Origin of the sequence: Klebsiella sp. WP3-W18-ESBL-02 (assembly GCF_014168815.1) — a bacterium.
Taxonomy (GTDB): Bacteria; Pseudomonadota; Gammaproteobacteria; order Enterobacterales; family Enterobacteriaceae; genus Kluyvera; species Kluyvera ascorbata_B.
On the sequence record NZ_AP021974.1, the window covers coordinates 95,759 to 109,102 of the forward strand.

General features: G+C 51.5%; 19 protein-coding genes and 3 pseudogenes. 13 read left to right on the forward strand and 9 right to left on the reverse strand.

Features of this window, described 5'->3' with window-relative positions; genetic code table 11:
* Positions 1 to 81 precede the first annotated feature (81 nt).
* The 4 genes from H7R56_RS26705 (at position 82) to H7R56_RS26720 (ending at position 2,474) form a co-directional block, all read left to right on the forward strand.
* The gene (locus tag H7R56_RS26705) at positions 82 to 666 is read left to right on the forward strand and encodes a recombinase family protein (RefSeq protein WP_012695450.1); all 585 of its coding nucleotides are present in this window, start codon (positions 82 to 84) and stop codon (positions 664 to 666) included.
* A 184-nt stretch (positions 667 to 850) separates the two neighbouring features.
* Positions 851 to 1,408 (forward strand): OsmC family protein, encoded by a 558-nt coding sequence (locus tag H7R56_RS26710; protein ID WP_000108589.1) that lies wholly within the window; start codon positions 851 to 853, stop codon positions 1,406 to 1,408.
* A gap of 141 nt (positions 1,409 to 1,549) precedes the next feature.
* A complete protein-coding gene (locus tag H7R56_RS26715) occupies positions 1,550 to 2,131 on the forward strand; it encodes a TetR/AcrR family transcriptional regulator (protein ID WP_020277920.1) in 582 nt (193 codons plus the stop codon).
* 4 nt (positions 2,132 to 2,135) lie between these two features.
* On the forward strand, positions 2,136 to 2,474 hold the full coding sequence (locus H7R56_RS26720) for a carboxymuconolactone decarboxylase family protein (RefSeq protein WP_021242988.1): 339 nt from the start codon (positions 2,136 to 2,138) through the stop codon (positions 2,472 to 2,474).
* A gap of 29 nt (positions 2,475 to 2,503) precedes the next feature.
* Here the strand turns inward: H7R56_RS26720 and H7R56_RS26725 are convergent, their stop codons facing one another.
* On the reverse strand, positions 2,504 to 2,833 hold the full coding sequence (locus tag H7R56_RS26725; RefSeq protein WP_021242987.1) for a thioredoxin family protein: 330 nt from the start codon (positions 2,831 to 2,833) through the stop codon (positions 2,504 to 2,506).
* Positions 2,834 to 3,046: 213 nt separating this feature from the next.
* Here H7R56_RS26725 and H7R56_RS26730 point away from each other — a divergent pair, with 213 nt between their 5' ends.
* The 3 genes and pseudogenes from H7R56_RS26730 to H7R56_RS26740 form a co-directional block, all read left to right on the forward strand.
* Positions 3,047 to 4,153 carry an alkene reductase gene (locus H7R56_RS26730; protein WP_021242986.1) on the forward strand — a complete coding sequence of 369 codons (1,107 nt, stop codon included), beginning with the start codon at positions 3,047 to 3,049 and terminating at the stop codon, positions 4,151 to 4,153.
* Between the two features lie 65 nt (positions 4,154 to 4,218).
* Positions 4,219 to 4,920, forward strand: a complete 702-nt coding sequence (locus H7R56_RS26735) for a DsbA family oxidoreductase (RefSeq protein WP_001194072.1) — start codon at positions 4,219 to 4,221, stop codon at positions 4,918 to 4,920.
* A gap of 65 nt (positions 4,921 to 4,985) precedes the next feature.
* Positions 4,986 to 5,072, forward strand: a pseudogene (locus H7R56_RS26740) (sugar dehydrogenase); the annotation flags it as partial.
* An 81-nt stretch (positions 5,073 to 5,153) separates the two neighbouring features.
* Here the strand turns inward: H7R56_RS26740 and H7R56_RS26745 are convergent.
* Positions 5,154 to 5,858, reverse strand: coding sequence for an IS6-like element IS26 family transposase (locus H7R56_RS26745; RefSeq protein ID WP_001067855.1), 705 nt, complete (start codon positions 5,856 to 5,858; stop codon positions 5,154 to 5,156).
* Positions 5,859 to 6,210: 352 nt separating this feature from the next.
* Between H7R56_RS26745 and H7R56_RS26750 the strand changes: the two genes are divergently transcribed.
* Positions 6,211 to 6,837 carry a ParA family plasmid-partitioning AAA ATPase gene (locus H7R56_RS26750; RefSeq protein WP_004197649.1) on the forward strand — a complete coding sequence of 209 codons (627 nt, stop codon included), beginning with the start codon at positions 6,211 to 6,213 and terminating at the stop codon, positions 6,835 to 6,837.
* Positions 6,834 to 7,136, forward strand: a complete 303-nt coding sequence (locus H7R56_RS26755) for a hypothetical protein (protein ID WP_071571079.1) — start codon at positions 6,834 to 6,836, stop codon at positions 7,134 to 7,136. The genes H7R56_RS26750 and H7R56_RS26755 overlap by 4 nt, the downstream gene beginning before the upstream one ends.
* Before the next feature lie 439 nt (positions 7,137 to 7,575).
* On the opposite strand, the gene H7R56_RS26760 is transcribed toward H7R56_RS26755, so the two are convergent.
* The 7 genes and pseudogenes from H7R56_RS26760 to H7R56_RS26790 all read right to left on the reverse strand — a co-directional run bounded on the left by H7R56_RS26760 (position 7,576) and on the right by H7R56_RS26790 (position 11,656).
* Positions 7,576 to 8,370: a site-specific integrase gene (locus tag H7R56_RS26760; RefSeq protein WP_004197635.1), complete on the reverse strand. Its 795-nt coding sequence runs from the start codon at positions 8,368 to 8,370 to the stop codon at positions 7,576 to 7,578.
* A gap of 197 nt (positions 8,371 to 8,567) precedes the next feature.
* On the reverse strand, positions 8,568 to 9,584 hold the full coding sequence (locus H7R56_RS26765) for a hypothetical protein (RefSeq protein ID WP_017899884.1): 1,017 nt from the start codon (positions 9,582 to 9,584) through the stop codon (positions 8,568 to 8,570).
* Between the two features lie 10 nt (positions 9,585 to 9,594).
* Complete coding sequence (locus tag H7R56_RS26770) at positions 9,595 to 9,909, reverse strand: hypothetical protein (RefSeq protein WP_053389906.1); 315 nt, start codon at positions 9,907 to 9,909, stop codon at positions 9,595 to 9,597.
* 26 nt (positions 9,910 to 9,935) lie between these two features.
* Positions 9,936 to 10,331, reverse strand: coding sequence for a hypothetical protein (locus H7R56_RS26775; protein WP_017899885.1), 396 nt, complete (start codon positions 10,329 to 10,331; stop codon positions 9,936 to 9,938).
* A gap of 168 nt (positions 10,332 to 10,499) precedes the next feature.
* Positions 10,500 to 10,805, reverse strand: coding sequence for a type II toxin-antitoxin system toxin CcdB (gene ccdB / locus H7R56_RS26780; protein ID WP_013023785.1), 306 nt, complete (start codon positions 10,803 to 10,805; stop codon positions 10,500 to 10,502).
* Between the two features lies 1 nt (position 10,806).
* On the reverse strand, positions 10,807 to 11,025 hold the full coding sequence (ccdA, locus tag H7R56_RS26785; protein WP_001568025.1) for a type II toxin-antitoxin system antitoxin CcdA: 219 nt from the start codon (positions 11,023 to 11,025) through the stop codon (positions 10,807 to 10,809).
* 169 nt (positions 11,026 to 11,194) lie between these two features.
* Positions 11,195 to 11,656 (reverse strand): annotated as a pseudogene (locus H7R56_RS26790) (hypothetical protein).
* Between H7R56_RS26790 and vapB the strand changes: the two are divergent.
* The 4 genes and pseudogenes from vapB to H7R56_RS26810 all read left to right on the forward strand — a co-directional run bounded on the left by vapB (position 11,613) and on the right by H7R56_RS26810 (position 13,317).
* Positions 11,613 to 11,843, forward strand: coding sequence for a type II toxin-antitoxin system VapB family antitoxin (vapB, locus tag H7R56_RS26795; RefSeq protein ID WP_001261282.1), 231 nt, complete (start codon positions 11,613 to 11,615; stop codon positions 11,841 to 11,843). The pseudogene H7R56_RS26790 and the gene vapB overlap by 44 nt on opposite strands.
* Complete coding sequence (locus H7R56_RS26800) at positions 11,840 to 12,256, forward strand: type II toxin-antitoxin system VapC family toxin (RefSeq protein WP_182928842.1); 417 nt, start codon at positions 11,840 to 11,842, stop codon at positions 12,254 to 12,256. Before vapB ends, H7R56_RS26800 begins: the two co-directional genes overlap by 4 nt.
* A gap of 73 nt (positions 12,257 to 12,329) precedes the next feature.
* A pseudogene (locus H7R56_RS26805) lies at positions 12,330 to 12,548 on the forward strand (AAA family ATPase); the annotation flags it as partial.
* Between the two features lie 64 nt (positions 12,549 to 12,612).
* The gene (locus H7R56_RS26810; RefSeq protein WP_001067855.1) at positions 12,613 to 13,317 is read left to right on the forward strand and encodes an IS6-like element IS26 family transposase; all 705 of its coding nucleotides are present in this window, start codon (positions 12,613 to 12,615) and stop codon (positions 13,315 to 13,317) included.
* Positions 13,318 to 13,344: the final 27 nt, after the last annotated feature.

A 13,344-nucleotide genomic window follows, 5' to 3' on the forward strand; every position in this document is an offset into this window, starting at 1 on the left:
CAGCACATGTCCGAAACTTAGTGAAATTAATTTCGGACACACGTTATAATTCGGACATCCATTTCGTACGGAAAGTTTCCCATGTCACGTGTTTTTGCCTACTGCAGGGTCTCAACTCTGGAACAGACCACAGAAAACCAGCGTCGTGAAATTGAAGCGGCGGGTTTTGCCATCAGATCCCAACGACTTATTGAGGAGCATATCAGTGGCTCGGTTGCTGCCAGCGAACGCCCCGGATTTATCCGGTTGCTAGATCGCATGGAAAATGGGGATGTACTGATTGTCACCAAACTTGACCGTCTGGGTCGTAATGCGATGGATATCCGAAAAACAGTAGAGCAACTGGCGGCTTTAGATATTCGCGTTCATTGTCTCGCACTCGGAGGCGTTGACTTGACCAGTCCGGCCGGAAAAATGACTATGCAGGTAATTTCTGCTGTAGCGGAGTTTGAGCGGGATTTGCTGCTTGAGCGAACGTATTCAGGTATTGCGAGGGCAAAAGCGGCTGGAAAACGCTTCGGTCGCCCCCCCATCCTGAGCGAGGAACAAAAGCAAACAGTGACAGAGCGCCTAAATGCTGGCATCAGTATCAGTGCTATTGCCCGGGAATTTAATACCACCCGCCAGACTATCCTTCGGGTAAAGGCTGGATTGCTGCAAGAGTGAGCGGCTGGGAAGATTATAAAAAAATCAAATGGTTATTATGAAATAAAACAGCCTGCTGGGTTCTTTTCCCCCTATTTTTTATAAAAGAGTAGACAAAAGAGGTTCGCGACACTAATCTACCAACTAGATGATTGGTGCTGGTTACACCAGCTATACCTTTTATCAAGAAATTACAGGAGCCATTATGTCTACTACCGTTAAACCTTCTGCAGACGCAGCTGCGATCCACAATACCCGTGAAGCAGTTCGCAGCCAGCCTGGTCTGGGTAACCTGACTTTCCAGATGAAAGCCCGTTCCAGCGGCGGATTAACCGTTCGCACAGAGACCGGCGCCACAATCCAGAACGGCGTTATCGATACCAGCCGTGTGGGGAAATTTTCTAATATCGGTGATGAACCCGCAGGTTTACTCGGCACCGATACCGGCATGAGCCCGACTGAATACATCATGCAGGCGCTGGCTGGCTGTTATACCGCCACCCTTACCATGATGGCTGCTGAAAAAGGGATCGACCTGGACGGTATCGAGCTGGATCTTAATTTCGATATCAACCTCAACGGCTTCCTTGGGCTGGACAGCAACGTGCGTAAAGGTGCGAAATCTATTCGCGTCGATGTTCACCTTACGAGCAAGACCGCCAGTCGCGAGGAGTTAGAAGCGCTGGTCAGCGAAATGCAAAAGAATTCGCCAATCCACGATACTCTGGCTAATCCGGTTGAAATGATTACACGCCTGGCGTGATGTCAGAGATGTAATGCTGCCATTCAGAATGCAGGATGGCAGTGACGTTCAGCTCTGCACGATACTGAGTCAGTGATACAACTTGCTACGGAAAAATAGCAACAATATAATCTATCAACTAGTAGATTATATGGAGTAATTATGACAACCATGACACGGGAACGGCTGCTCAGCGAAGCAGAACACCTGATGCGCGAAAAAGGGTATTCAGTATTCAGCTATGCTGATTTATCAAAAATAGTGGGTATCACCAAGGCCAGTATTCATCACCATTTCCCGACCAAAGATATTCTGGGTGAGCAGGTGGTAATACAGGCGTTCTCTGATACACAACGCGTATTTGAGCAGATAGAGGCGACTGAGAAAAGCGCGGAGAGAAGAATTGCGGCTTACATCGATATCTTCGCGCAAAGCCATAAAGCTTCGCTACTGCCACTGTGTTGTGCGTTGTCAGCAGAGACCGCCAATCTGCCTCAGGCAATTACTGTACAGACATCACTTTATTTCGATATGCAAATCGAGTGGCTCACAAAAGTCGTCAGGGCGGGCATGGAGTCAGGTGAGTTTTCATCCCATGCCGAACCATCAGATATTGCTTTGATGATCATTAATGTCTGTGAAGGCTCAAGCGTAGTGGCGCATGCAACGGCCAGACCCGAAGTCTTCGCCAACAGCCTTAAGTATATAAAACTGCTTCTTAATACCCCTCATTCAGGAGAATGACACTATGCTGGACTGGAACAACTATCGCTCAGAGTTAATGCAACGTTTAGGCGAGTTGGGCAAACTGACCCCCGAGACCATGAAAGGCGTGGTTGCCCTGGGCAACGCAGGTAACAAAACTGACCTTTTGGGCGCAAAAGTGCGTGAACTCATTGCCCTGGCGTGCGCAGTCACAACCCACTGCGACGGCTGTATTGCTTTTCACGCCGACGCCGCTGTGAAAGCCGGTGCAACCGACGCTGAAATTGCTGAAGCGCTGGGCGTGGCGATTAACCTCAACGCTGGCGCGGCGGTCATTTATTCAGCCCGCACTCTGGATGCCGTCGGTCAGGCACGCGGTTAAGCATTAATAAATTCCACGTTAAAAGGGCATTACTGCCCTTTTTTTATGTCCGCAATAGCCTGAGCATATACCGATGCAGGTTTCACACCCGGTATGCGTTTAACTAATTGCCCTTCATGAAATATCAGCACAGACGGCAGCCCCCAGATCTCGTATTTGGTTGTCAGCACCGGCGCCTGATCTACATTGACTTTCCCCACCTGAATATCTCTATCGAGCCGGTCTGCAAACTGACTGAACATTTCTTCGCTGGCCTGACAGGGCGGACACCAGGGTGCAGAGAAACGTACCACCGATATTCCGTTGTACTGCTCTATCTGGCGGAAATTATCTTCGTTATAAGCTGTTAATGTACGCATGGTGATGACCTCGCAAAATGAGTGACAATTCAGAAATGGCTGCGTTATGACAAAAAAATACGACACAGCCATTGACCTACCTACTAGATGGTTGGTATATTGCCACCCATCAGATGTTTATGCAACTCCAGTGCGCGACGTCCAGTCGATGATACTGCCGGGCTGTGCAAATCCCTGCCGGGATACTCCTTTTTGTTTTTTGTGAGGTATACGATGAGTAAGCTTTTCACCCCCTACAATCTGTCTGGCCTGGCGTTAAAAAACCGTGTAGTCATGGCACCGATGACCCGCACCCGCACCATGAATGACGTGCCGGATGAGGTCGTGGCTTTGTACTATGCACAGCGTGCTTCTGCTGGCCTGCTCATCACCGAAGGGATGCCGGTTTCAGAAGAAGGCCGGGGTTACCTTTATACCCCTGGTATCTACAACGACGAACACGTCCAGGGCTGGCGTAAGGTGACACAAGCGGTTCACGCCAAAGGTGGCCGTATTTTCGCGCAGCTCTGGCACGTCGGCCGTATGTCTCACGTCTCTCTTCAGCCAGGCCACATAGCGCCGGTTTCAGCGGGCACCGTTCAGGCGGTCAATACCACCGTTTTTGCGCTGACCGAATCCGGAGAACCGGGCCCGGTTGTACCAAGCCAGCCACGCGCGCTGGAAACGCATGAAGTTAAACGCATCACTGCAGACTTCGTGCACTCCGCACGCCTGGCGATGGAAGCCGGCTTTGACGGCGTGGAAATCATGGCGGCAAACGGATTCATCTTTGACCAGTTCCTCAGTAGCGAACTGAACACCCGCACCGACGAATACGGCGGCTCGGTGGAAAATCGTCAGCGTTTCCTGCTGGAGACCATTGACGCCGTGGCGGAAGCCGTGGGTAACAGCCACGTTGCCGTGCGCCTGTCACCGTTCGGCCGCATTTATGACCTCGCGCCGTATGAAGGTGAAGAGCAAACCTGGTCAGCCATCACCGACGCGCTCGGTCAGCGGGAACTGGCCTACGTACACCTTTACTATCAGCCGGTGTACATCAAAGCGCCACTTCCGGAAGGCTTCCGCCGCCGTTTTCGCAACACGTTTAAAGGCACCATCATCGCTGCCGGCGGTTTTACCCGTGATATCGCAGAGCAGGCTCTGGAAGATGATGAGCTGGATCTGGTGGCATTTGGTGTGCCCTACATCGCTAACCCGGATCTGGTTGAAAGAATGCAAAACGGCTGGCCACTGGCAGAAAGTGACCGCGCCACCTACTACGGCGTCAGTGGTTCCCCGGAAAAAGGCTATACCGATTACCCGGTCTGGCAGGCGCAATAAATCCCATACGGTCGCGGTTCTCTGATAAGTGAGATCCGACCGCCCAACGTCTTTGAGGAATCATTATGCAAACGCTGAAACCCACCCTTACCATCGATATCTGGTCAGATTTGGTCTGCCCGTGGTGCTGGATTGCTAAAAAAAGATTTGAACAGGGTCTGAATCGCTTTGAATTTCGCGACCAGGTGGTGATCCGCCATCACAGCTACCGTCTGGCCGGTGGTACTCCCGCGATGCCTTTTAAGGATGCCATCGTTAAAAAGCTGGGCAGTCAGCATTCAGCGGAGCTGATGATGAATCAGGTGGGCACCGCCGGTAAATCTGAAGGTCTGATCTACAACTTCGACGGCATGATGTTTGGTGATACAGAAGATGCACACACCCTGCTGGTTGCCGCGCGTAAGGCCGGAATTGCGGACGCGGTGGAAGAACGTTTTTATCATGGCAGTATCACCGAAGGTCGCTCTCTCTTTGACCGTCAGCAGCTCGTTGCCATGGCCGTAGAAGCCGGTATGCCGAAAGCTGACGCTGAAGCCGCCCTGGAAAATGACGATTTTCGCGCCACCGTTTCCGACGATGAAGCCCACGCACAGTCTATTGGCCTCAGCGGCGTTCCGGTTTTTGTGATGAACGAAAAATATGCCATCAGCGGGGCTCAGGCAGCAGATAACTTTTTGAATGCCCTGCGTCAGGTCTGGGATGAACAGCAAACCGAATTTTCAGCCACTGCGGGTCAGACCTGCGGAACGGATGGCTGCAGTATTTAATCCGTCAACCGCCGGCAGTTTCACGCTGCCGGCAACGTCTTACCCACCAGTAATGGAGTCAGAAAATGAACACTTTTTTCAAAGGTAAAAAACTGCTCGTCGTCGGCGGTACCAGCGGCATGGGCCTGGCCGTGGCACGCATGGTACTGGAAGGGGTCAGTTTGGAGATCGTAAATTTTTGGGCACTGTTGCAAAGTTAGCGATGAGGCAGCCTTTTGTCTTATTCAAAGGCCTTACATTTCAAAAACTCTGCTTACCAGGCGCATTTCGCCCAGGGGATCACCATAATAAAATGCTGAGGCCTGGCCTTTGCGTAGTGCACGCATCACCTCAATACCTTTGATGGTGGCGTAAGCCGTCTTCATGGATTTAAATCCCAGCGTGGCGCCGATTATCCGTTTCAGTTTGCCATGATCGCATTCAATCACGTTGTTCCGGTACTTAATCTGTCGGTGTTCAACGTCAGACGGGCACCGGCCTTCGCGTTTGAGCAGAGCAAGCGCGCGACCATAGGCGGGCGCTTTATCCGTGTTGATGAATCGCGGGATCTGCCACTTCTTCACGTTGTTGAGGATTTTACCCAGAAACCGGTATGCAGCTTTGCTGTTACGACGGGAGGAGAGATAAAAATCGACAGTGCGGCCCCGGCTGTCGACGGCCCGGTACAGATACGCCCAGCGGCCATTGACCTTCACGTAGGTTTCATCCATGTGCCACGGGCAAAGATCGGAAGGGTTACGCCAGTACCAGCGCAGCCGTTTTTCCATTTCAGGCGCATAACGCTGAACCCAGCGGTAAATCGTGGAGTGATCGACATTCACTCCGCGTTCAGCCAGCATCTCCTGCAGCTCACGGTAACTGATGCCGTATTTGCAGTACCAGCGTACGGCCCACAGAATGATGTCACGCTGAAAATGCCGGCCTTTGAATGGGTTCATGTGCAGCTCCATCAGCAAAAGGGGATGATAAGTTTATCACCACCGACTATTTGCAACAGTGCCGTTGATACTACCCTCCCTAAAGGTAGCCTGGAGTTGAAAGCCGCATTACGTGGTTCTATGGGGATTTCGGATAAAGGCACCACTTTGCCATCTTGTTATCTTGTTATCTTGCTATCTTGTTATATTGTTATCCTAACATCTTACTAATTTGTTAAGATACAAAAACAATTCAGTTATAAATCACACAGTTAACAACTTAACAAGATATTAACTTAATAAAGAAATTGCAATATTGTCGCCTGTTTGGCAATATTAAGTTGTTAACTTAACAATTTAATATGAGGCTATGATGATAATAGTATTGGGTAGTCAAAAGGGTGGGGTTGGTAAAAGTACACTGGCGGTATCTATAGCTGCGTATCTGATGTCACTGGGCAATAGAGTGATCATTGTCGACGCAGATGACCAGAAATCTGTATTGACCTGGTACAACAATCGTCCTGAAGATCTTCCCCATATTCCGGTTACTGGCGCAACAGGCAACATCAAAGCCATGCTAAAGGAACACGAGAAATCTTATGACTTTGTCATCGCAGACTGTGCTGGCCGCGACAGTGCAGAAATGCGTAGTGGGTTGATGGCCGCTGACGTATTCATTTCTCCGTTGCGGCCTTCTCAGATGGACCTGGATGTAGTGCCTCATACATGCTCTGTTTTTACAGCAGCAAAAGATTTTAATGAGGACGTCCGGGGATATCTCGTTTTAAACATGACGCCCACGAACATGTTTGTCAATGAAGCAAATCAGGCAGCTGACGTACTCAAGGATTATCCTGAAATGCGTCTGGCTAGTTCCCGAGTTTGTGATCGAAAAGCGCATCGAGATGCCTGGGCAGAATCAATGACAATTTTTGAAACGCAAAATGACAAAGCACAACAAGAAATCGAATCGTTAGTTAAAGAGGTTATTCTGTGAGAAATAGAGCAAATACTCCATCTCGTGATGAGGCAGCGTTTATTAACGGTGGTACTGCTGGTATTGATAATACCAAAGTGACTTCAGAGAGACCATTGGCTGTAAGTAAAGCAAAACCAGTGAGCATTTCCTTTTTTGAAGAAAACTTAAAAGACATTGATGATCTTATAGCGGGTGAAATGATTTCAGGTAAAAGCAGAGTGAATCGTTCTGACGTAGTCAGGGCAGCGGTAGAGGCACTAAAAAGTTTATCAAAAACAGAGATATCCAGATTAATCGCAGAAGCGAAACAACGATAATATCTTGTTATCTTGTTATCTTGTTATCTTGTTATCTTGTTATCTTGTTATCTTGTTATCTTGTTCAGGGTGGTAACACCTTTTATATCGAGGCAACAACTTCGCGATAGTGAAAATTTGCGGATGGCCTCAGTCCTATACATAAGGGGATATACATGAATTCAAATACTACAATCGCCTTACATTTTTCGCTTGCATTACTATTTACGTTGCTATCAGTGGCTGGTAGCAACCATGATTTAGCAGGAGTTGTATCTCAATTATTCCTTATTTTCATGGCTGCATTTTTTTTCTTTAGGGCAATGAGGGCCTTTCTGAACATAATTAATGTGATTGAAAGCTGTAAAAAGTGAGGCTGGATAAGCCCCCATTAAGCTTGGACTGTTTCCCACACAAGAACTACTTTAGGTCGAAACCTGGGGTATTACCCATAGTTGACCTATGTAGATTGGTTTGGGGTTAACTTTTTTATCAACGCAACAGCTTCAGCTTCCGGCATAGCAAACTGCACCCGGTGCCGTGCCGCGACATCGAGCGCAAACACCTTCGTATAGACCTCCGTGGAACTGATCGATTTGTGGCCCATCAGGCTCTGCAAAACCTTCAGAGGTATGCCGGCGTACAGCATATGCATCGCGTAGGAGTGACGGAACGTATGGGGGGTAACCGGTACTGAGAACGTCACCCCGTCGGCCGCTGCGGCCTCCACCGCTTCGCTAAGCCAGGTGCGCACGGTACGGTCTGTGATCTCCCAGATACGTGCCTTCTCCATTCTGCCGGTGCGCTTGTTTCGTCTTTCCAGCGGAATTTTCAGGGTGGCCACCATCATCTGCAGCTGGCTGACATAGTGGTGATCGGAAAGGGGAACCAGACGATGGACCTGACTGCCTGCGGGGGCACGACCTGCCGTCCTGGCCGCTTTCTCGGTGCGCTGCTTGAGCGTGGCCAGCTGCACGAACGGATACGGCGGCACCAGCGAAAAATCCCCCCGGGTCAGCGCGAGCGCTTCATTAATGCGCGCGCCGGTGTTCCACAGCGTCGCCAGCAGCATCTTGCGGTGAAGATCCGGCACGTAATGGAGCAGGGCGCTGACTTCCGGCGCCAGCAGGTATTTCGGCAGTTCATCCTGCACGAGCGCCATCTGGCGCAGGGCGAGGGCGGCAGGGTAATCGATGGCCACCGGGAGCAATGTTCCGGGAGATGCCGGAGATCCAACTGGAACCAGGTTATTCATAATTTCTGTTAATTTTTTTCTTTGCCGAGAATTTTCTTCGTAATATTACCGGAGTCAGGATGACTAACCAGCCAGCGACGGCCAGCCAGAAAACAGACGAAGTCACAAACAAAACTACCCCGTCAATGACGGTAGACACGATATTTTCGGGCACAGGTTTCACTCCTCTTCAGTGGGTGGCTATGGAACGGGAACATTCATGACACCAACATCCAGTAGATAAAGCACAGAAAACCCATCCCCCATCCCCAGAACAGGATCTGGCCGCGGTATTTATCCCGCAGGTTAAAAAAGGGATGTGCCTGCAGGTCAACGAGCTCCTCACTTTGCGAGGCAAGCTCCCTTTCCAGCTCCAGGATTCTTTTCTGCGACTGAGCACACAGGGTAGCCAGCCGGATGACCCCGGTTGCCCGTTGCGCCACCTCCAGGTCTGAATCCCCGCTCTGCGGCAGAGACAGTTTTTCTGCCCGCAGCGGCAGGGCGTCACATTTCTCGTCCGGGAGCTGGCCCTCTTTCCTGTGCAACAGATGATAAAATGGACGATTCTTAAGTGAAGTAATTAACTGTTTTTGCGACCGTTTTTTGCCTTCGAGCTGCACGATTTTTTCCTGCAGCCCGCGATAACAGTCTTCCAGCCGGCGTACCGCGGATACCAGGGGCTCCACCCGGAGCGTTGAGCACCTGCCCCGTGGCAACTGCAGTTCGTCTGCCCGCAGCGGCATTGAGCTGGTTTCCCCCGCCGGGAACCGGAAACCCATTGCGTGCCACAGCCTGTCCCTCCGGATCTTGTTTTCTTCGTTTTCTTCATCAACCCGGGAAATTTCAATCGGCAAAACCAGGGTTGCTGGCGGAAGGCCTCTGGCCCAGAGAACAAACTGCTGCGTGATCCAGCTACCCAGGCCGAGTCCCTGCAGGCGGCGTTCCAGTCTGAACTCATCTGTAAACAGATGCAGGGCCTTCTGTTGAGGCCAGTAGATTGCAGTGAAAGTCTGAGTCTTCGTCAGTTCGGTATCGGCAAGGTACAGTGTCATTATGCAGGAGACCCGGTACAATCCGTCGGGAAAATGGTCAGAAGTTGGCCCCCACGATTCCTCCCTGCTCAGAATAACGACCAGATTTTCCTCCTGGCGGGTACTGTTATTTGTAATGATCTCCGGCAATGTCACGAGCCACATTGTTTTGTCGTCACCAGTCCGGGTAACACAGTCGGTCATGTTTTTTTCCCTAACAGTGAAGTGAACAATACACTTTAAAGACCTTATTGATGAGGCAGGCTTTCCACGGCGGAGCGCTGTGTTCAGACTGCGGCAGATGGTAGTCACCCGTGAGCACCCAGAAATCAGGCTGGCCTGATTGTTCTGCCACCATTCTGCCGTTTCGTTTGAGAATTTTTGGAGATCGCCATTTCTGACGCCTGCGGGCTGTCTCGATGGGGCTGTCCTCATTAAGGCCAGAATAAAGCCACAGCTCCTGGTGGCCATATACATCCTCAAGCTCCCGGACCACATCGTTAAATGAGCTAAATGTTGGTGTACCCATACCTCGCCTCAAAAATAGTATCCGGTTCAATAGTCATTCTTGCCAAACAGCTGAGGCAGTTCATCAAACAACATCACATGGCGGGTGCGCTTTCCCTTGAAAATGCGCCTCATCACTGGCGTGAAATCCGCAGGCTCCCAGCCATAGGGCCACGTATAGAAGATTCCGGCTTTCAGCGTGTTATCTGGTCGTTCAGGGCCAGCGACGATACGTCTTACCTCCGCGCTCAGGGCCTCACCGCGCAGGCCGTACTGTCCCAGGTAACGACGCAGCCGCGTTCTCGGCATCCGCGGATCGGATTTCACGTAAGCATTAATATCCATATGCTGCGTGGCGGTGATGATATTCATGCCGTACTTGCGCATGGTGCTGAAAGCGGTGGCCATCACGTCTGTCTCTGGTTCGCCATCAGTTCTGTTCATCTGGTTTCCTTTTACTGACTTAAGGGTGTTTGTGTGAACCGTTCGTTTAAGCTGACCCCGCGAAAGCCTGCAGGGCATCCGCTCCGGAGGGCAGTTCATGCTGAGGGTTAAGCTCTGCGGCAATGCTTCGTTTTGACATCCTCGATGTCTTTCAGGGCGGGGAGGCTGTCAAATTCCCCAGAACATCAGGTTTATCGCATTTTTGATGTCATTTTCCCGGTGGCTGAGATCGGCCACTTCCTCCCCGGTGACGGAGGACGTGACGCTGGCCATGTCCGTGGTCATCAGGCGGTAGCTTTCATCCCCGATGTGCACCACCGGATAGAGTTCACGGGAAACCTTATCCGACAGCAGCCGGGCGCTGGCCAGCGGGATCACCATCCGTCGCCCGGGGGTATCGATGATGTCACTCTGCACATCCACGAACAGACGATAGCGGCTCTCTCTTTTATAGGCATAAACCTTAAACTGCATCTCACCAGTCCCTGTTTTCGTCGGCGAATGAACCGTTCATCTCAATAAAGCGGGCAACCTCGGCCATCCCTTCCTGATTTTCAGCCTGCCAGCGTTCGGAACGCAGACGACGGGCCTCATTCTGCATGGCCCTGTTCACCAGGGCGGAGATATTGACGTCTGCGGATTTCAGTAACTGATAACTGTCGCTGTCTATGGTGACAGTGATGCGCTGCTTCATAATGCACTCCGGAATACATACTGATGATATGCATATCAGTATAGCGTAAGGATGCAGCTGACTCACGCCCGCCTGAAACATACTGTTATGTCGCCATTAATTTCACTTCGTGAAATTCACATACAAAATAATCACCTTAGAGATAACAAGCAGCCATACAGCCACGCCGTTAAATTACAGGACGGCCGTTCCGTCCGGATCCGACTTTTCGCGCTTTACGAAGTTTCCGGAAGTGTGCCACGGTGAGAGAATAAGCAAAGCGGCGTTTTCCGGTGGTGAGCGGCCGGTCGCGGGGCAGGGGAGGGACACAACATATAGCGTCATCCTCAGCTGGTAACACCGCTACATCTTGTGTTTCCGGGCCGCTGCGCACCGGAGGCCGGAAAGCAGATCCGGAACTAGCTTTTTTCGGATCTCAGCAGAAAAAGAGAGAACTATGTATAGGTTTAACATATCCATATGCCCCACATCTGCATAGGCCTGACATACGCATATACTTACCATCTGCATATGCTATGACTATACATATGCTTTGCATCTGCATATACTGAACATAGTCATACAGGCCGGTCGGCCAGGAGGAAATGATGAGAACTGTATCCATTTTTAAAAACGGCAATAACCGCGCCATTCGTCTGCCCCGCGATCTGGATTTTGAGGGAGTGAGCGAGCTGGAGATCGTCCGGGAAGGGGACAGCATTATTTTGCGTCCCGTCCGGCCGACCTGGGGCTCGTTCGCGCAGTTCGAGAAGGCAGACCCGGACTTTATGGCGGAGCGCGAGGACGTTGTCAGCGACGAAGGAAGATTTAACCTGTGAACAAGATCTATATGCTCGACACCTGTATCTGCTCGTTCATCATGCGCGAGCAGCCTGAAGCGGTGCTGAAGCGCCTGGAGCAGGCGGTGCTGCGCGGCCAGCGCATCGTTGTCTCGGCCATCACTTATTCTGAAATGCGCTTCGGGGCCACCGGCCCGAAGGCCTCCCCGCGCCACGTCGAGCTGGTCGACGCGTTCTGCGCCCGCCTCGATGCCATCCTGCCCTGGGATCGCGCTGCGGTGGACGCCACCACGGAGATTAAGGTGGCGCTGCGAATGGCCGGGACGCCGATCGGCCCGAACGACACGGCCATTGCCGGGCACGCCATCGCCGCCGGTGCCGTGCTGGTGACGAATAATACGCGGGAATTTGAGCGGGTACCGGGTCTTGTGCTGGAAGACTGGGTAAGATAACGCTGTAAAACAAAACAGGCGGTCTGGCGCAGCCGGACACTCTTTCAGTCAGCGGTATATAAAGGAATAAAAGATGCCTCTGATCACGCGGCTTATGCTGCAAAACTTTAAAAAGTTTCCGGAACTGGACCTGCGCTTCACTCATGACCGTAACATTCTGGTCGGGGACAATGAGTCCGGGAAAAGCACGATTCTGCTGGCCCTTGACCTTGTGCTGAGTGACAGCCGGCACCGGGTCGAGGCATTGGGTGTGGAATCGCTCCTGTCCCAGTCAGCAGTAAGGCAGTTTCAGGGGCACTGTTGCAAATAGTCGGTGGTGATAAACTTATCATCCCCTTTTGCTGATGGAGCTGCACATGAACCCATTCAAAGGCCGGCATTTTCAGCGTGACATCATTCTGTGGGCCGTACGCTGGTACTGCAAATACGGCATCAGTTACCGTGAGCTGCAGGAGATGCTGGCTGAACGCGGAGTGAATGTCGATCACTCCACGATTTACCGCTGGGTTCAGCGTTATGCGCCTGAAATGGAAAAACGGCTGCGCTGGTACTGGCGTAACCCTTCCGATCTTTGCCCGTGGCACATGGATGAAACCTACGTGAAGGTCAATGGCCGCTGGGCGTATCTGTACCGGGCCGTCGACAGCCGGGGCCGCACTGTCGATTTTTATCTCTCCTCCCGTCGTAACAGCAAAGCTGCATACCGGTTTCTGGGTAAAATCCTCAACAACGTGAAGAAGTGGCAGATCCCGCGATTCATCAACACGGATAAAGCGCCCGCCTATGGTCGCGCGCTTGCTCTGCTCAAACGCGAAGGCCGGTGCCCGTCTGACGTTGAACACCGACAGATTAAGTACCGGAACAACGTGATTGAATGCGATCATGGCAAACTGAAACGGATAATCGGCGCCACGCTGGGATTTAAATCCATGAAGACGGCTTACGCCACCATCAAAGGTATTGAGGTGATGCGTGCACTACGCAAAGGCCAGGCCTCAGCATTTTATTATGGTGATCCCCTGGGCGAAATGCGCCTGGTAAGCAGAGTTTTTGAAATGTAAGGCCTTTGAATAAGACAAAAGGCTGCC